Consider the following 17,846-nt stretch of genomic DNA (forward strand, 5'->3'; position numbering starts at 1 on the left):
CAATGAGTTGTCAAAAGGGAGTGCCGTGAATTGTGGCAAGCAATTCAGCAGCAATAAGGGTTAACACCAAGACGTCGGAGGGAACTTCATGAAACTACTAATGATTGAAGATAATAAGTCAGTATCAGAAATGATGCAGATGTTTTTTAAAAAAGAGGATTGGGACGCGCACTTTGCCTATGATGGCATTCAAGCCGTTAAAATGTTTAAAGAGACCCCCAATGATTGGGATATGATCACGCTTGACCTGAATTTACCCGGTATGGACGGGATGCAGGTCAGTGCTGAGATTCGTAAATTGTCACCAACTGTCCCGATTATTATGTTAACGGCTCGGGATTCTGAAAGTGATCAGGTGCTTGGGCTTGAAATGGGTGCGGACGACTATGTTACTAAGCCATTTAGTCCCATTACACTGATTGCCCACATCAAGGCCTTGGATCGGCGTGCTAAGCTTGGTTCAAATAAAGCGGCCACGGATGATGCTGCTGCGTCAACGGCACCCGTCACGGAGGCGGAGGAGTCGGCTGAAGATAACCGGTTTGAAGTCACGACCGATAACTTCAGACTCAACAGTAAGACCCGCGAAGCTTATCTGAATGGTGAACAGATTAAGGATCTGACGCCCAAGGAATTTGATCTGTTAAAGACGTTGGCCACTAGGCCACGCCAGGTCTTTTCACGTGAACAGTTACTCCAACTTGTTTGGGACTACGAGTATTATGGTGATGAACGCACGGTTGATGCGCACATCAAGAAACTGCGTCAAAAGATTGAAAAGGTTGGCCCGCAGATCATTCAAACGGTCTGGGGCGTCGGCTATAAATTCGACGATACTGGAGCCGGTAAGTAATGAAACTCGTTTATCAACAAATGCTGGCCTTTTTTGCGGTCATTGCTACAGTCTTAATTCTGCTGGGATTCTCATTTAGTCAGATGACCAGAAACATGGTCTACCAAAATACCTGGACCAGTTTGGAAAAGTACGCCAATAGTTTAGTGGAGCAGTCGGTGCGGATCTCGTCCGGCAACCCGAACAAGGTGTCCTTTGACTCAGAATCACTGTTGAACAGTGAGGTATTGCTGCGCAACCAGTCTGTGCACTTTACCATCTATAACAAGAGCAATACCGCCGTTTTCCCCGATAATGTTTACAGTTCAAAAATCGGGAAGGCGGACTGGCAGAAGTTGAAGGCGGGTAAAATTGTTCAAAAGGTGACTGACCACCAGGTGAAAACGACGAGCGGCCAGGCGGAACCAGCCATGACCGACGTTTTAAAACCCTATTTTTACACGGATTCTAATAATAAGCGTCACCTGATAGCCGTGATTAAAATTGGGGCATTTATCTCAAACGTGAATTCAAATATCTCCGCCATCAATGCGAATTTAACCAAGGCGCTCATCGTTGCCAGCCTCGTCGCGCTGTTATTTGCCTATATCGTTTCTCGCTACCTGACGTTGCGGATCAACCGCTTACGACGGGCAACTAACCAGGTGGCGAAAGGGAATTACGACGTTGAATTGCCAAGTAAGAACCGCGATGAGATCGATGATTTGATCAACGATTTTAACGACATGACGTTATCGTTGCGGGAGTCCGAAGCGGAAATTGAGCGACAAGAAGAGCGGCGACGGGCCTTTATGGCAGACGCTGCTCACGAAATGCGGACGCCGCTCACGACCATCAACGGGTTGCTGGAAGGGCTGGCCTATGATGCCATTCCAGAAGATAGCAAGGAGCAAAGCATCGCGCTCATGCGTAATGAGACCAAGCGTCTGATTCGGCTGGTCAATGAAAACCTGGATTACGAAAAAATTCGTAATAATCAAATTGCGTTGCAGAAACAGTCGTTTAACGCCATTGAGACGCTGGATAATCTTGTTGAACAGCTGCACCAAAAAGCAGCTGCTAAGCAGGATGTGCTGACAGTCAATGGCCCCAAAGACCTGGAAGTGTATGCGGATTATGACCGGTTCGTTCAAGTGATGTTTAACATCACCCAAAACGCGATTCAGTTCACGGACAACGGCCAGATCACTATTCTGGCGCAACGCGGGTTTCACGAGAGTATCTTTAAGATCTCTGATACTGGCATTGGGATGTCTGAAGAGGAGCTTGCAAACATTTGGGAGCGATACTATAAAGCGGACCCGTCACGCACCAACACTAAGTACGGTGAATCTGGGCTCGGCCTGGCCATTGTGCACCAGCTTGTGCTCTTGCATAATGGGAAAATTGAAGTCACCAGCAAGGTGGGTGAGGGGACGACCTTCACCATCATTTTCCCGGATGAAGATCATGATCATTACCAGCAGCCGACCCATAATGCATGAAATGGCATAACTTAATCTTAGAAATCGCATAGTAGCCGATACCGTGATTGGTATAGGCTATTTTTTTGGTGCGCCCGGCATGGGCGCCAACTAGACGGTGAAAGTCCGTTGCGGGCCGTAGTAGTCGGAACCGCAAGTCAATGACAAGGGTGTCCATCGTGAGGTGGAATCTGAAGGAAGTCGGCGACAAAGTACCGCATTGATGTACAAGAATCAGCTATAAGGCTGTGTTGGTCGGACGAGGTTGCCAAACAAACCAAAGTCCAATACTACTCGAGGCCATCGCAGTAAAGCTGGCAATGACATGGTACGAAAGTGGGCGTTCTTACCCGGGGAGGCCTGTATCGTACGTTCCCGACAAGAGGCGCGCTAAGCGCCACAGGAACAAACATCACAGTGATGTGGTGCAGAACGATACAGGAGTCAGCCGAGGCCATAGTAGCGGTATCTGCCACGAAGGGCTGAACAATAATAGGTCATCATTGATATTGGAGGTGGAGACAGTGCAACAACCGCAGAATACAGAAAAAGCTGACCGCCGGCGGACAGTAGGACTGGAAGCCCAAGAACAAGTCGGGGTGCGTAGCACTGACTCTGGTGAAAATACGATGATGAACGGCACTAAGTTTCAAGAGTTAGTCTTAGACCGAAATAACCTGAACGAGGCTTATCTTCGCGTCTGCAGAAACAAAGGTGCAGCAGGACTAGACGGAATGACCGTTGACGAACTGTTGCCCTACTTGAGGAAACATAAACAGGAATTACTGCAAGCTTTACAAAACGAGACCTATCGGCCTCGTCCCGTTAAGCGGGTTGAAATTCCAAAACCTAATGGTGGTAAACGCAAGCTCGGAATACCAACTGTGATTGACCGACTTGTTCAACAAGCCATGGCGCAAGTCATGGTGCCAACATTTGAGCGTGTCTTCTCAGATAATAGTTTTGGGTTCCGACCGAATCGAAGTGCTAAAGATGCCATTGATAGAGTGGTTCAGTTCTACAATCAGGGCTATCACTATGTCGTGGATCTCGATTTAAAAGCATACTTCGATACGGTCAACCACGATCTGCTTATTAAATTTATTGAGCAGTATATTACGGATCCATGGATACTGCATCTCATTCGTCGCTTCCTAACCAGCGGTGTCATGAATGGTGGTCTATTTGAACGAAGTGATAAAGGCACCCCTCAAGGTGGCCCCTTATCGCCACTTTTGGCTAACATTTATCTCAACGAACTGGATAAGCTGTTAACTTCCAGAGGTCATAAGTTTGTCCGCTATGCGGACGATTGTAATATTTATGTCCGAAGCAAACGTGCTGGAGAACGGGTTCTGACTAATGTTACTCGCTTTCTTGAAGGCGACCTAAAGGTCACCGTCAATGAGGACAAGACATCAGTAAGTTCGCCTCTGCGGGCCAAGTTCCTGGGATTTTCCTTGGGGGTTGGTCGAGGAGGTGCGTATGCGCGACCTGCTTGGCAGGCCAAGCAACGCATCAAGTCTGCACTCAGGAAAATGACCAAGCGCAATCGGGGCGTTTCGTTAAACCTGGTGTTTAACGAGATTCATCAAAAGATGCGTGGGTGGTTACAGTACTATTCGGTCGGGAAAATGACCAATTTTATCCGTCACTTAGACGAATGGTTGCGAGCAAGGATTCGCCAGTATATTTGGAAACAGTGGAAGAAGCTCAAAACAAAGGTCAATCATCTTGTAAAACTGGGGCTTTCTGGCACCAGTGCTTATACAATGGCCAATACCCGTAAGGGTTATTGGCGAACTGCGCATAGCAAGACATTGACCTATACTCTGACAAACAAAAGACTGGAACGCCTTGGACTCATCAATATGAGCAAGACACTCCAGTCAATACAAAGTGCTTAAATTATTGAACCGCCGTATACGGAACCGTACGTACGGTGGTGTGAGAGGTCGGTAATTGAATTAATCAATTACCTCCTACTCGATTGCTAATGGATGTGATACCTTGCGGGAAGTTGCAACATACAGTGCCGTTTGTGCGACTTTTCTCAAGGTTAGCGGTATAATCCAAGCGAAGATTGGGAATTGATTAAAATCATGTATTTCGGGAGAAAGGGCTTTTATTTTGGAGAAACTTCTAGTAAAATGAGAATATTGAAAACATTTAAAAGCGCTTTCAAGTTTGAAAATAATTTGAAAATAAGAACGGAGAGAATTTCATGGTCATACTTTTAGCCTTGATTCCCGCTATTTGTTGGGGAAGTATTGGATTAATCAGTGGTAAATTGGGCGGGACTTCTTACCAACAAACGTTGGGGATGACCGTTGGGGCATTACTGTTTGGTATCTTTAGTATGTTTTACTTTCACCCACAGTACAGTTTGTTGGTCTGGGGCGTCGGCATAGCGTCTGGGCTGTTGGTCAATTTCAGCAATTCCAGTCGATGAAAGCAATCGGCATCTCGGTGACGGTTCCAGTATCGACCGGGGCACAATTGGTCTTTCAAAGTCTAGCTGGGGTCATTTTGTTTAACGAATGGAATACCACCAAGACGCTATCGATGGGCACGATTGCCATGGTTATCTTAATCCTGGGGATCGTTTTGACCTCGTTGCGCGATAATTCCAAACGCGATACTAGTGCGCGCAACTACAACACTGGTGCCGGGGTGCGCGCAATCATTTTCTCGACGATTGGGTACACGCTGTACACCGTGATTGTTGAATTAGGAAACGTCAACTCCAAAGCTGTTATTTTACCGCAATCGATCGGAATGGTTATCGGTGCGCTGTTGTTTGCTGCCGGCAAGCACCCATTTGGCAAGCCAATGGCCAAGAACGTGATTACTGGTCTGGTTTGGGGCGTTGGGAACTTCTTCATGTTCATGTCGATTCCTGCTGTTGGGTTGGCCATCAGTTACTCACTGGCACAATCCGGGATCATCATCTCAACCTTCGGGAGTATCTTCCTGCTTGGTGAACGCAAAACGCGTAAGGAAATGGTCTACGTGACACTTGGGTCGATCTTTGTCATTGCTGGATCAGCTATTTTAGGAATCATGAAGTAATTTTCGGTATAGACCATTTCATTTCTGACAGAAATCGGGTATAATAAAGACGATTCTAAATAAAGTGAGGTATATCGTTAATGGCACACATTTCATTTGATGCTTCAAAGCTTGATAAATTTGTTCACGACAATGAATTAGGCGAAATGCAAGCATTGGTCAATGCAGCGGATGCGGAATTAAGAAACGGGACAGGCGCCGGTAGTGATTTTCGTGACTGGTTAAACCTGCCAGAAGACTATGACAAGGACGAATTTGCTCGGATCCAGGCAGCGGCCAAAAAGATCCAGTCAACCTCTAAAGTGTTAGTCGTTATCGGGATCGGCGGCTCTTACTTAGGCGCCAAGATGGCCGTTGATTTCTTACACGATACCTTCTATAACTATTTACCAGATGACCAGCGTGATTTTCCACAGATCTTATTTGCGGGAAACTCACTGAGTCCATCGTACGTGCATGATCTCATTCATTTGATCGGCGACCGCGACTTCTCAGTCAACGTCATCTCAAAGTCGGGGACCACGACGGAACCGTCCATTGCGTTCCGGATCTTCAAGCAACGCCTGATCGACAAGTATGGTGAGGCGGAAGCCAAGTCACGGATCTACGCTACGACTGACCAAAAGCGCGGGGCGTTGAAGTCCGAAGCCGACGCTGAAGGTTACGAATCCTTCGTTATTCCTGATGGCGTGGGTGGCCGTTATTCAGTGCTGACTGCCGTTGGGTTACTGCCAATCGCTGCTTCCGGTATTGACATCGACCAACTGATGACCGGTGCGCGGGATGCCATGAACGCCTACACTGACACTGATCTCACCAAGAACGAAGCCTACCAGTACGCTGCTTACCGGAACATCTTGTACCGGAAAGGTTTTACCACTGAACTCCTAGAAAACTACGAACCTAACATGCAGTATTTTGCTGAATGGTGGAAGCAGTTGATGGGCGAATCAGAAGGTAAGAACGAAAAGGGTATCTACCCATCATCCGCCAACTTCTCGACTGATCTGCACTCACTTGGTCAGTACATTCAAGAAGGCCTGCGGAACTTGATGGAAACGGTCGTCTTCATTGACAAGCCAAACCACGATATCGATATTCCTAAGGAAGACGGTAATCTGGATGGGTTGCAGTACCTTGAAGGTCGGACAATGCACTTTGCCAACACCAAGGCCTTCCAAGGGGTGACCTTAGCGCATACTGACGGCAATGTGCCGAACATGAGCGTGCACATTCCTGATCAGACGCCATATACCTTGGGTTACCTGATCTACTTCTTTGAAGTGGCTGTTGCCATTTCTGGTTACCTGAACGGGATCAACCCCTTCAACCAACCTGGTGTGGAAGCTTACAAGACGAACATGTTTGCCTTGTTAGGCAAGCCTGGGTTTGAAGAACTGGGCGAGAAATTGAATAAACGGCTTTAAACGCCTGAAACAAACCAGTTAAAGACTGGAGCGGAAGCGGACTATTTTTATAAAATAGTCCGCTTTTTTTTTGACATTGATTTTGAGTCATTTAAATTGCACCACTATGCCGCTTCGTTCCACCGTTCGGCCCTGCAGGCTGAGGTGGGGTCGCTTCGGGGAGCTAGTGAATGTCTTGTCAGAAATTGAATTAGCTTCATCGCGAGCCATCACAGCGGAGTGCCAAATTGCGGCATGCAACGGACTATCACCTAGTTTTGTTGTGACTCGTTTTGCTATGTGGCAGTTGACTTACCCCGATTAATACTGTGTCGGATTCCATACAAAAAGCCCACTACCAATCATTTGATTGGTAGTGGGCATATTTTGGAATCGGTACTTATAGCATTACTGGTTAATTCAGTTCACCTTCAAGGGTGCTGAAATTGCCGTTTGTCGAGAGTGTTTTATATTGATTATAGGCAGCCACCCAGTTGCCATCGGCAATGGCTGTGCGCAGTTTTGAATAGGCCGCGTTATGGAAGACAACTGTTGTGGCAGCCTTAGACTGTGCTGCTGTAAGATCCGTCGTTTTATCAAGGAGCGCGCTGGCCTGGTTTTGATTCTTAGCGGCCTTCATGATCGTACTCATCTTAGTTTGTTTCAGTGTGGTTGCGGCTTTATCAATTGCGGCATCTGTCTGGGCATTGCCAGTTTTAGAAGCTTCGATTTTTTTAACGAGTTCGTTTTTAACTACTGTATCAGCGGGGGTGTCTTTGCCAGTTGCTGAGCGCATGGCGTTGTTTATCTGGGTAAAAAATAGCGCACCGCAGATAATGATAATCAGCAGAATGGCAATAATGATAGTGACCACCACAGGCCAGCGCCTTTTTCTGGATTTAACTTGTCTTGAACGCATGTGTGTCTTCCTTTCGGTGGTTAGTTATTTAAAAAGCCGCCCACGAACCAGCTTCCGACTAAAACGACCGCGACAATTAGAAAAATACCGATAAACGACGACGCAAACGCGAATACGAGGCCGCCGATGATCAGAATTCCTAAAATTCGAAATAACCAACCGAATAATCCAAAGAAGATCCGGAGACCAAAAAACAGGATTATGTCGATGATGATTAGTGTAAGCACGGTAATTCCTCCTCAAACAATTTTGTTGGCTTCATTATAGTGATACGTGCGTTAAATTCATATTATTAATCTAGTAATTAACCATAACTTAATTATTGGTCGAACTGCGGCTATCCTGCCATTGTCGATAAAGTTGGCCAGAAACCACCGGCGTTTTTTTAACGATCGTTTGCGCCAGACTCGAATTTTGGTACTGGCTAGTTGTCCAGGTGGTCGAGAAGAGTAACAGCACGTTCAATACCAGAAAAATAAACAGGTAACGAATGATAAAACTAATGGCAGCCCCTAACAGTGCGTTTGCCTGGTGAATCAGCGGCAGGCGGGTAATGATATTTAGATCACTGCCGATTCGGCGAACAATGCCGTAGATGACACTGAACATGACGAAAAATAAAATGCCGGAAAACGCCCGCGGCACAGTGATTGTCGACGCCGTACTGCCGTTGGTCACGGCACTGTACAGCAACTGGGCTAACTTATCACTAAAGGCCATGGTCAGCAGCCAGGCAATGGCGTACGCGACCAGCCGAACGAGCATGGTGACAAACCCACTGCGATAGCCCGAAATAAGGCCCAGTGCCAATATTAAAATAATGACCCAAGTATAGATCATAGTGGTAATCTCAATCCTCTCTGATGGGAATACATCCATTATACCGTGGGGAGTGGTAAAGGGTGTGTTAAGAATTATTGCGTTCTGATAACAACGGCGTTATCTGGCGTCATAATAACGCCGTTTTGGGTCATCAGCACGCTGTCTGACGACTCCTCACAGAACAATCTTGCTGCCTGTGCTATGCTGGAGACAGTTAAAACAGAAAGTGGTGGCTGATTATGTTAAAAATGGTGGACTTTGACATTGACGGGACGTTGGCAGAGACGTTCCCCGTTATTTTTGAAGCGTTTCGAAAAACGGTTCATGATTATTCTGGGCAGACAATTTCCAATCAAACCATTCTGGCGACGTTTGGCGTCAATGAGGCAGGAATGCTGCGCGAACTCGTTCCCGATGCACCAGCGACGTTAATGACCACGTTTTACCAAAATTATCGTGCGGCCCATCATCTCATCGATGGCCCGTTTGCTGGCATTCGTGAGCAGTTGGCAATGTTACACCATGCCAACGTTAAAACACCTGTAGTGACGGGTAAGGGAGCTGAGAGCTGTCAAATCACGCTTTTCGCCTTAGGGTTGACAGACGATTTTGCACCAGTCCTGACCGGTGACCCTGAGCACCCGAATAAAGCGGCTCAATTGCGTCAGCTGATGACAGATAACGACCTAAAACCGGCTGAGCTCGCGTATGTGGGCGACACGGTCGGCGATTTAGAAAACTGTCGGGAAGTCGGGATACACTGTTTTTCAGCGGCTTGGGCTGGTTCCGTTGACTTGCCAGCGTTAATTGCGGCGGGGGCTGATCAGTACAAAACAGTGGCGACCCTCACTCGTCACTTAGCGGCTATCCTAAATAAGTAGCCTTGAATTGAAGATACGAAAAACCGCCTGCATAATCATGCAGGCGGTTAATAATAATTGGGTATACTGGGCTCGAACCAGTAACTTACGGATTCAGAGTCCGCTGCCTTACCAATTTGGCGAATACCCAATAAGCGATAAGCTATCTGACAATTTAATAGTTTAACTTCTTTTAAAATCAATGTCAACTGACAATTGCAAAATTCACCTGATTTTTTTGGATATTACCTCAAATAACGTATATTCTCCCAAAACGGTTGACTTTTTGCATAAAAACGTGTAAATTGAATGATGTTCTAAAATAATTGTGTCATCATGCCATTGCCCGCTGGTCAAATTGGTTAAGACGTCGCCCTCTCAAGGCGGAGTTACGGGTTCGATCCCCGTGCGGGTGATAACATAGGTCTCAAACGTTGATTTGTCAGCGTTTGAGGCCTTTTTTTGGATTTCAAAATGAAAGGAATGATGGATGGCGACAAGCATTCCCATTTCATATGTTAGAATAAAAAACGCCGCCCATTTGGCCAGCGTGGGTAATGCTATTCAAAAGACAGATCTAACAAAAAAAGATGTTCTTTTTTTAGATGACTCGTCGTGATCCAAACATCACGGTAGTCAGGCTTAGTTTGTTTCGTCAGCTCATAAAAATGGTCCAGCAGGTCGCCATACTCGCCCAAAAAATCGTCAGTCATCAAGTTCACGCTGAGACGGTCACTAGGAAAGTAGATGTCCTGGTTAGCGACTTTGACCGTGTCTGGAATGCCGATAGTGACAACGTTGGTGAATTCTTGTGGTTTAAAGATGACCCGATCTGGATGTCGTTTGACATAGGTCAACACGTTGTAAATCGAATCCGAATTGCTTGCCAAAGTATTATATCCTCTTTTCTTCAAATGCCAGCCCCATTGTAGCAAAAATGCAGCCGTTCGTCAGCAAACATGGTTATTTTTTGAGGGCGGGTTGACAGGAACACCGTTTCAGACTACAATTTATTAAAAATCAATGAGGGATAACTCCCTCAAATGATTTTTTAATTAAAACATATTAATTTTTGAGGAGTGGTCTGTTTGGCAAAAGCACCAGAACCATCTACAATTGATTGGGCCAACTTAGGCTTCAATTACATGGATTTACCGTATCGTTTCATCGCACATTACGCTGATGGCAAGTGGGACGATGGTGAATTAACAGAAGATGCAACGTTACATATTAGCGAAGGTTCCACTGGGTTACACTATGGGCAAGCCGATTTTGAAGGCTTGAAGGCCTATCGCACGAAGGATGGCGAAATTAATTTATTCCGTCCAGATCAAAACGCAGCCCGGATGCACAAGAGTTGTGAACGGTTATTGATGCCTGCCTTCCCAGAAGACAAGTTTATCGCTGCCGTTAAATCGGTTGTTAAAGCAAACGCCGATTATGTGCCACCATATGGTACGGGAGGTACCTTATACTTACGGCCCTTAATGATTGGTGTCGGCGGTAATATCGGTGTTCACCCAGCGCAAGAATACATCTTTACGGTGTTTGCAATGCCTGTTGGTGCCTACTACAAGGGTGGTGTGACACCGACCAACTTTACCACGTCATACTACGACCGGGCTGCCCCTCATGGGACTGGCCAGTCTAAGGTCGGCGGTAACTACGGCGGGAGTTTACTTCCTGGCGACGAAGCGCACAAGGCTGGTTACTCAGATGTTATCTACCTTGATCCCGCAACCCATAAGAAGATCGAAGAAGCGGGTTCTGCCAACTTCTTCGGTGTCACCAAGGATAACGAATTTGTGACCCCTAAGTCAGATTCAATTCTGCCTTCGATCACGAAGTACTCATTGTTATACTTAGCTGAACACAACTTAGGGATGACACCTGTTCAAGGCGACGTCTTCATTGATGATCTAGACCGGTTCACTGAAGCTGGTGCCATGGGGACGGCTGCCGTTATTGCACCAATCGGCGGTATCGAATACCACGACAAGTTACACGTATTCTACAGTGAAACTGAAGTTGGACCAGTCACCCAGAAACTTTACGACACCTTAACTGGGATTCAGTTTGGTGACGTTGAGGCGCCTGAAGGCTGGATTCAAAAAGTGCCATTAGACTAATGTGATACTTTTTAAAAATCGGGACAATGTTCCCGATTTTTTTTGTGGGCTCGTTTAAAAATAAATATCATCCGCGTTTAAAAGGTTACCTCACGCGGACTGACTGGCAAGGAATAAAAGAAAGGCGAAATCTTAATTCTGTTCTTGTGCTAAACTAGGTGCATCTTTAAAAAAGAAACTAGGAAGTGGCTGCAGGAGATGGCAACATATTCAAAAACGATTCGCGACATGCACGCATTGGTTGAAGAGGGGGTCGTGCCCGGAATCAGCTACGCCTTTATTGATGACAACACGGTTCAGAGCGGCATCTACGGCGCTGAACAATTGCTGCCCGGCTATGAACCACTAAAGGAAAATCAATATTATGATCTGGCCTCACTGACCAAAGTGGTCGGAACCGTCAATGTCATTTTACAGTTGGTGGATGAAGGACGGTTGGCCCTGACGGATAAGGTGCGTGGGTATCTGCCGGAATGGACGGACACCACCGTTTCCGTGCGTCATTTGATCACACATACCTCTGGCATCGCCGGGTATATCCCAAACCGCAATAAGCTGCCAGCTAGTCAGTTGCACGATGCACTGCTCAACCTCCACGTTGGGCCGGACTTTGAACAAAAAATGGTCTATTCGGACATTAATTTTATTTTCTTAGGCTGGATTGCTGAAGCCATTACCGGAACGCCGATTCAGCAACTTATTGCTCAGCGCGTCTTAGAACCCCTGAAAATGGCGCATAGCACCTTTTCTCCAACGGATGCCGCCATGTGTGTGCCAACGGAATTATCGCCCACACGCGGCCTAATACGTGGTGTTGTGCATGACCCCAAGGCATTTGTGCTTCGCGAGCGGTGCGGGTCGGCTGGGTTGTTTGCGACTCGAGATGATCTCGTTACCTTTGAACAAGCGATTTTAAGCGGTCATAACTCACCGTTGCCCGATCAGTTTCGCCAGCAGATTGCAAAGGATCAGACGCCTTTGGGGCACCAGGGGCGGTCGTTTGGCTGGGCATTATTGCCGGTAAATGATGCCCATCCGCACCAGTGTATTTGGCATAGCGGGTATACTGGGACAGCAATCGTGCTTGATCTTGTGACGAATCAAGGGCTGGTTTTTCTGTCGAACCGGGTGCATCCTGACGCGCCGAATAAGCCTTTTTTGGCTCGGCGTAATGCGGTTATTGCAACTTATCTTGAGGAAAAGTAAACTAGTCAGGGTACTAAGTTGTGAGGTTTTTTTTCAAAAGGTACCTATTTGACCACTAGTGAGATGCCAAACTCAGACATTTTTTATGCTGGTGGTTCTCTGTGAAATAGACTAAACGAGTTTCGCAAGGCAGAGGGCGGAGCATAAGCCAACTCTGGCAAAAATGCCAAACCCAGGCATTTCTGCCAGAGTTAGCTTATGCTCCGCCCTCTAACCGCCTTGCTTCACTCTCTCTGGAGGAATCAAAATTCATGAAACGAAAGATTAACGAGGCACCCAAACTGCAGCGGTCCATGACCGCTGGGCAGATGGAGATGATCTCCTTAGGTGGTGCCATTGGTGTTGGGCTGTTTATGGGGTCTTCATCGACCATTAAGTGGACCGGGCCGTCTGTTTTACTGGCCTACATGTTTGTCGGCCTGATTTTATACATTGTGATGCGGGCACTTGGTGAAATGATCTACATCAATCCCGGCACCGGCTCATTTGCGGACTACGCGACCGAATACGTCCATCCGTTGGCTGGTTATTTAGCCAAGTGGGCGAACGTCTTTGAGTACATTGTTGTCGGGATGTCTGAGGTGGTCGCTGCCACGGAGTATTTGAAATACTGGTGGCCGCATATCAACGCCTTTGTTTCAGGACTGATTATCATTGTCTTTCTTGTTGCCGCCAACCTGGCCAGCGCAAAGGCGTATGGGTCACTGGAGTTTTGGTTTGCCATGATCAAGGTGTTGACGATTATCGCCATGATTCTCTTAGGCCTTGGACTGATCTTCTTTGGCTGGGGCAACGGTGGTCATCCAATCGGGTTGAGTAACCTTTGGGCGCACGGCGGCTTCTTCACTGGTGGGTTTACCGGTTTCTTCTTCTCAATGTCCATCATTGTTGGGTCCTACCAAGGCATCGAACTGCTGGGAATTTCAGCAGGGGAGGTTGCTAATCCACAACAGGCCATTATTAAATCTGTTAAATCGGTGTTATTCAGAATTCTGATCTTCTACGTGGGTGCGATCTTTGTGATCGTCACCATTTACCCGTGGAACCAGCTCAGCAGTTTGGGGTCGCCGTTCGTGTCAACGTTTGCGAAGGTCGGCATTACCGCTGCTGCCTCGGTGATTAATTTCGTTGTTCTGACGGCGGCACTGTCCGGTGCGAACTCCGGTATTTATTCGTCAAGTCGGATGCTGTTTAAGTTAGCGCATGAAGGTGACGCACCCAAGGTGTTAGGGCGATTATCGAAACGAGTCGTGCCGGATGCTGCTATTTTAGGTATTTCTGGCGGGATCCTGCTTGGGTTCATCATCGATACGCTGGCGTCAACGTACAGCAAGTCGACGTCGAATCTGTTTGTGGTCGTCTTTAGTTCCTCCGTACTACCCGGCATGGTGCCGTGGTTCGTGATCCTCTTAGCTGAATTACGATTCCGCAAGAGCAATCCGCAAGTCATGACTGACCATCCGTTTAAACTTCCGCTGTACCCGTTCTCGAACTACTTTGCGTTCGCCATGTTGTGGGTGATCGTGGCGTTTATGTTTGTGAATCCTGATACGCGAGTGTCGGTGATTGTTGGTGCGTTGGTGCTGATTTTGGCGACTGTGGTTTATGTGGTTCGGCATCGTGGTGAGACACGGGAGTAATTAAAAACAACGCTTAGTCGATAGGGACTGAGCGTTGTTTTTTCTTTCTATGTTACGTAGCGGCAACGAGTTCCGAAAAACTGAGACCGGCCGCGTAAGGGCAATGAGTGATAAATCCAAGACCGGGATTTTTCACTCATTGCCCTTACGCTCTGGTCTCAAACCGTTTTTCTCCACTCTCTTAAAACGTTGCCGGCACCGCCAACTCTTCCTGCTTTGAAAAATCAACATCTGGATAGCGCCGCTTCAAAGCTGCGACCAGCAAGCGTTTTGCGAGATTGCCATTTCGGGTCAGAATCGGGCCGTGGAAGTAGGAGCAGTAGACGTTTTTGTAAATTGCACCCTCTGTGTGATCCTCGCCGTTATTACCTTTGCCTTCCACAACGTTACCTAGTGTTTTTTCATCCTTGCCCAGGTATGTTTTACCTTGATGGTTTTCAAACCCGTGATAGGTTTCGCCATTGTCGGCGTTTTTGATCACAATGTCGCCGATGAACCGGTTGTGATCCTGCGCCAGTGTGTAGTGGTCTAACGCACCAATGCCGGGAATCTTATCACCCTTAGCATCGATGTAGTAGTGCCCCAACAGCTGATAGCCGCCACAGATAGCCAGCACTGGGCCGCCAGATTCAATGAAGTCGGTCAGTGCTTGTTTCTTAGTTTGAATATCTTGGGAAACGATTTCCTGCTCGAAATCTTGACCGCCGCCGAAGAATGCCATGTCGTAGTCGTCAGCCCTGAAATCTTGGTCCAGACTGACTACTTTGACGTTTAAATGAACATCCATCTGTTTTGCATAGTACTGCAATGCCAAAATGTTACCGACATCGCCGTAAGTATTCATCAGGTCGCCATAAAGGTGAGCCACATTTAATTCATAGGTCATGCGCCCATTCCCTCCTTGATATAGCCCTTGTCAGCTAATAATTTCCGTAATTGTAACACAGCTGTGTAGGTTGCCAAAACATAAACGTTCTCGGTTGGCAAAGTCTTAATCTTTTCCAGCACATCGCTAAGTTCTGGCACGACCTCGTGTTTGTCATCGGGCACACCGGCGACTTTTAGACGGAAGGTAATGTCCTTGTAGCGCTCGCCACCGGTAATATATGCTGGTATATTGAGTTTCGGCAGATTTTCAAAATTGCCGTCCCAGATCCAGCTTGTGTCGATCCCATCAGCGTAGTTAGCGTTGAGCAGGCCAACAAAGGAGAAAGGCTGCTTGTCAGTGCTGATCATGTCGAGTACCTGGTTTAAGCCAACCGGATTTTTGACCAGGATCAAGGTGACTTTTTTACCATCGACGTTGATCTCTTCTTGACGACCGAAGACTTTCTTGTCTTCGATGAAGGCAGTGTTGATCTGGTCAGGGGTAACGTCAAAGAAACGGCCGACAGCGTATGCTGCTAAAGCGTTGTAGACGTTATACATGCCGCCAATTTCAATTTTCATCGGACTGTGGTCGACTTCAAATGAGGAGCTCTTAGGCGTCCGGTCACCGACTTTGGTTAACTTATACGTTAGTTCGGGGCGCTTGAAGCCGCAGTTTGGACAGAAATAATCGCCCAAGTTGCTGTAGACCAGCGAATGGTAGTGTAAAATATGCTGGCATTTCGGACACAGAACGCCGTCAGTATTTGGCTTTGCTTTCATGTCCGTTGTTTTGTCATCTGTATCCTGATCAAATCCGTAATAAACGATCGGATTTGGCAAGTTCTTGGAGTGGAAGATCGGGGCATCGCCGTTTGCGATGATCGTCGCATCTGGTGCTAAGGCAACCCCATCGATGATTTTTTGATAGGTTGTATAGATTTCACCATAGCGGTCCATTTGGTCCCGGAAGATGTTGGTGAAAACAAAGGCTTTTGGCTTGATGTAACGGGTCACTTTGATGACGTTGGCTTCATCAACTTCCAAAACGGCGATCGGTCGGGCGCCCTTTGTCTTAGGGGCTCGAAGGAACGTGGTAACGATCCCTTGTTCCATGTTGGAGCCGGTAGGGTTGGTTAAAATTGAGTCATATTTTTGCTTGAGGACCCGCACTGTGAGTGCTGTGGTCAGTGTTTTACCGTTGGTTCCGGTGATGATCACAACATCGTAGTTTTGACCCAGGTGTCTTAAAATATCCGGATCAATTTTCGTGGTGATCTTACCAGGCAGCGAACTGCCACCCTTTAAGAATGTGTGTAAAAACCAGTAGGATGATCTCCCCGCAAAGGCGGCAACGCTACTTCGTAATGTCATTTTCTTCGCTCCTCTAGATCTAACGGGTGTCACATATTAAACACCCAAACTAAGCTTTAATTTTACCATGCTTGGCGGCTAATGGTGTGAGAAACGCTGACTTTTAATTAAAAATATGAAATCAGCGGTTCTTTTTCTTTTTGAACGGAGAGTGGCTGCCGCTCCGCCTCGCTACATGCTAGTAAACAATAAATATGTACGGTCAGTCGAGACTATGCGGTATAAATACGCTGGGTCATCATTACTTTTCACCTGAGCAACGTATGAAACAATGCTGTCACTGGAATTACTAGCAGTCGAGGGTGGATTTTTTTCGAACATGGTTTAACGCAATTGTGATGCTTAACTAATGGTAAATTGTAAACTCATTGTCAGTGGAATGTAGCAATTTGGCAGGTTGTCGTGGTGTCGAGCCACTACGACTGCCTGCCAAATTGCGGAATGCAACGGGCTGGTCGTCCAACATTGGAAAGTCCCCAGTCAATATAAAGATTTGACAAATTCAATAAATCTGTTGGGCGCGCCTGTTCTCATCTTAAACGGCTTATGCTATTATTGTACAATGGATATGAAATTTGCAGAAAGAGTGGAGACCATTGGCGCAATTATTTTTTAAGTACGGTGCGATGAATAGTGGCAAGACCATTGAAATTTTGAAGGTGGCGCATAACTATGAGGAGCAAAATAAACCGGTCATTATTATGACCAGCGGCGTGGACACACGTTCGGGGGTCGGTAAGGTATCAAGTCGGATCGGCCTTGAACGTGAGGCGGTTCCAATCTTTAAAACGGATAACGTGTACGATAAAGTGAAGCGCATCAACGAACATGCTAACTGTGTCATGATCGATGAAGCCCAGTTCTTAACAAAGGAACACGTTTTCCAATTGGCGAAGATCGTGGATGAACTCCACATTCCCGTCATGGCGTTTGGCCTGAAAAATGATTTTAGAAATGAACTGTTTGAAGGCTCAAAGTACCTCTTGCTTTACGCTGATAAGTTAGAAGAAATGAAGACCATTTGTTGGTTCTGTGCGAAAAAAGCAACCATGAATCTGCGTTTTCATGATAACAAGCCCGTTTATGAGGGCGAACAGGTGCAGATCGGCGGCAACGAGTCGTACTATCCCGTTTGTCGACGGCACTATTACAACCCGCCATTAGATATGTTGGGTCAGGACGCTTCAATGTTGTAGCTAGCCTATTGCTGCTCAACATCGATGGTGATACCACTG

Annotated in this window: 15 protein-coding genes, 2 tRNA genes and 1 pseudogene; 11 read left to right on the forward strand and 7 right to left on the reverse strand. The window is 46.8% G+C overall.

Annotated elements, in window-relative coordinates; all coding sequences use genetic code 11:
* Positions 1-88 precede the first annotated feature (88 nt).
* From AYR61_RS09945 to AYR61_RS09965, 5 genes and pseudogenes are all read left to right on the forward strand, one after another.
* Complete coding sequence (locus AYR61_RS09945; RefSeq protein ID WP_065902838.1) at positions 89-853, forward strand: response regulator transcription factor; 765 nt, start codon at positions 89-91, stop codon at positions 851-853.
* Entirely contained in the window at positions 853-2,337 is a 1,485-nt protein-coding gene (locus tag AYR61_RS09950) for a sensor histidine kinase (protein ID WP_065902845.1), read from the forward strand. Before AYR61_RS09945 ends, AYR61_RS09950 begins: the two co-directional genes overlap by 1 nt.
* Before the next feature lie 503 nt (positions 2,338-2,840).
* Positions 2,841-4,223: a group II intron reverse transcriptase/maturase gene (gene ltrA, locus AYR61_RS09955; RefSeq protein ID WP_065900954.1), complete on the forward strand. Its 1,383-nt coding sequence runs from the start codon at positions 2,841-2,843 to the stop codon at positions 4,221-4,223.
* Between the two features lie 317 nt (positions 4,224-4,540).
* A pseudogene (locus AYR61_RS09960) lies at positions 4,541-5,388 on the forward strand (GRP family sugar transporter).
* Between the two features lie 80 nt (positions 5,389-5,468).
* Positions 5,469-6,815 (forward strand): glucose-6-phosphate isomerase, encoded by a 1,347-nt coding sequence (locus tag AYR61_RS09965; RefSeq protein ID WP_065902847.1) that lies wholly within the window; start codon positions 5,469-5,471, stop codon positions 6,813-6,815.
* Between the two features lie 394 nt (positions 6,816-7,209).
* Here the strand turns inward: AYR61_RS09965 and AYR61_RS09970 are convergent, their stop codons facing one another.
* The 3 genes from AYR61_RS09970 to AYR61_RS09980 all read right to left on the reverse strand — a co-directional run bounded on the left by AYR61_RS09970 (position 7,210) and on the right by AYR61_RS09980 (position 8,553).
* The gene (locus AYR61_RS09970) at positions 7,210-7,713 is read right to left on the reverse strand and encodes a hypothetical protein (RefSeq protein WP_065902849.1); all 504 of its coding nucleotides are present in this window, start codon (positions 7,711-7,713) and stop codon (positions 7,210-7,212) included.
* Between the two features lie 20 nt (positions 7,714-7,733).
* On the reverse strand, positions 7,734-7,940 hold the full coding sequence (locus AYR61_RS09975) for a hypothetical protein (RefSeq protein WP_065902851.1): 207 nt from the start codon (positions 7,938-7,940) through the stop codon (positions 7,734-7,736).
* A gap of 88 nt (positions 7,941-8,028) precedes the next feature.
* Positions 8,029-8,553 carry a CvpA family protein gene (locus AYR61_RS09980; protein WP_054710443.1) on the reverse strand — a complete coding sequence of 175 codons (525 nt, stop codon included), beginning with the start codon at positions 8,551-8,553 and terminating at the stop codon, positions 8,029-8,031.
* 221 nt (positions 8,554-8,774) lie between these two features.
* On the opposite strand from AYR61_RS09980, the gene AYR61_RS09985 reads away from it, so the two are divergent.
* Entirely contained in the window at positions 8,775-9,416 is a 642-nt protein-coding gene (locus AYR61_RS09985) for an HAD family hydrolase (RefSeq protein WP_065902854.1), read from the forward strand.
* A gap of 57 nt (positions 9,417-9,473) precedes the next feature.
* Here AYR61_RS09985 and AYR61_RS09990 read toward each other — a convergent pair.
* Positions 9,474-9,546 (reverse strand) — tRNA-Gln (locus tag AYR61_RS09990).
* Positions 9,547-9,738: 192 nt separating this feature from the next.
* Between AYR61_RS09990 and AYR61_RS09995 the strand changes: the two genes are divergently transcribed.
* Positions 9,739-9,811, forward strand: a tRNA-Glu gene (locus tag AYR61_RS09995).
* A gap of 144 nt (positions 9,812-9,955) precedes the next feature.
* Here AYR61_RS09995 and AYR61_RS10000 read toward each other — a convergent pair.
* The gene (locus AYR61_RS10000; RefSeq protein ID WP_056987780.1) at positions 9,956-10,285 is read right to left on the reverse strand and encodes a hypothetical protein; all 330 of its coding nucleotides are present in this window, start codon (positions 10,283-10,285) and stop codon (positions 9,956-9,958) included.
* 198 nt (positions 10,286-10,483) lie between these two features.
* Between AYR61_RS10000 and AYR61_RS10005 the strand changes: the two genes are divergently transcribed.
* The 3 genes from AYR61_RS10005 to AYR61_RS10015 all read left to right on the forward strand — a co-directional run bounded on the left by AYR61_RS10005 (position 10,484) and on the right by AYR61_RS10015 (position 14,370).
* On the forward strand, positions 10,484-11,524 hold the full coding sequence (locus AYR61_RS10005) for a branched-chain amino acid aminotransferase (protein WP_056987779.1): 1,041 nt from the start codon (positions 10,484-10,486) through the stop codon (positions 11,522-11,524).
* A 198-nt stretch (positions 11,525-11,722) separates the two neighbouring features.
* Positions 11,723-12,730 (forward strand): serine hydrolase domain-containing protein, encoded by a 1,008-nt coding sequence (locus AYR61_RS10010; protein WP_065902855.1) that lies wholly within the window; start codon positions 11,723-11,725, stop codon positions 12,728-12,730.
* A 251-nt stretch (positions 12,731-12,981) separates the two neighbouring features.
* Complete coding sequence (locus tag AYR61_RS10015) at positions 12,982-14,370, forward strand: amino acid permease (protein WP_056987778.1); 1,389 nt, start codon at positions 12,982-12,984, stop codon at positions 14,368-14,370.
* 181 nt (positions 14,371-14,551) lie between these two features.
* On the opposite strand, the gene AYR61_RS10020 is transcribed toward AYR61_RS10015, so the two are convergent.
* Complete coding sequence (locus AYR61_RS10020) at positions 14,552-15,256, reverse strand: type 1 glutamine amidotransferase (protein ID WP_056987777.1); 705 nt, start codon at positions 15,254-15,256, stop codon at positions 14,552-14,554.
* On the reverse strand, positions 15,253-16,611 hold the full coding sequence (locus AYR61_RS10025; protein WP_054710435.1) for a Mur ligase family protein: 1,359 nt from the start codon (positions 16,609-16,611) through the stop codon (positions 15,253-15,255). Before AYR61_RS10025 ends, AYR61_RS10020 begins: the two co-directional genes overlap by 4 nt.
* Before the next feature lie 596 nt (positions 16,612-17,207).
* Here AYR61_RS10025 and AYR61_RS10030 point away from each other — a divergent pair.
* Positions 17,208-17,807 (forward strand): thymidine kinase, encoded by a 600-nt coding sequence (locus AYR61_RS10030; protein ID WP_054710433.1) that lies wholly within the window; start codon positions 17,208-17,210, stop codon positions 17,805-17,807.
* Positions 17,808-17,846: the final 39 nt, after the last annotated feature.

The sequence above is a fragment of the Secundilactobacillus paracollinoides genome (genome assembly GCF_001702155.1).
In the GTDB taxonomy this organism is placed as follows: Bacteria; Bacillota; Bacilli; order Lactobacillales; family Lactobacillaceae; genus Secundilactobacillus; species Secundilactobacillus paracollinoides.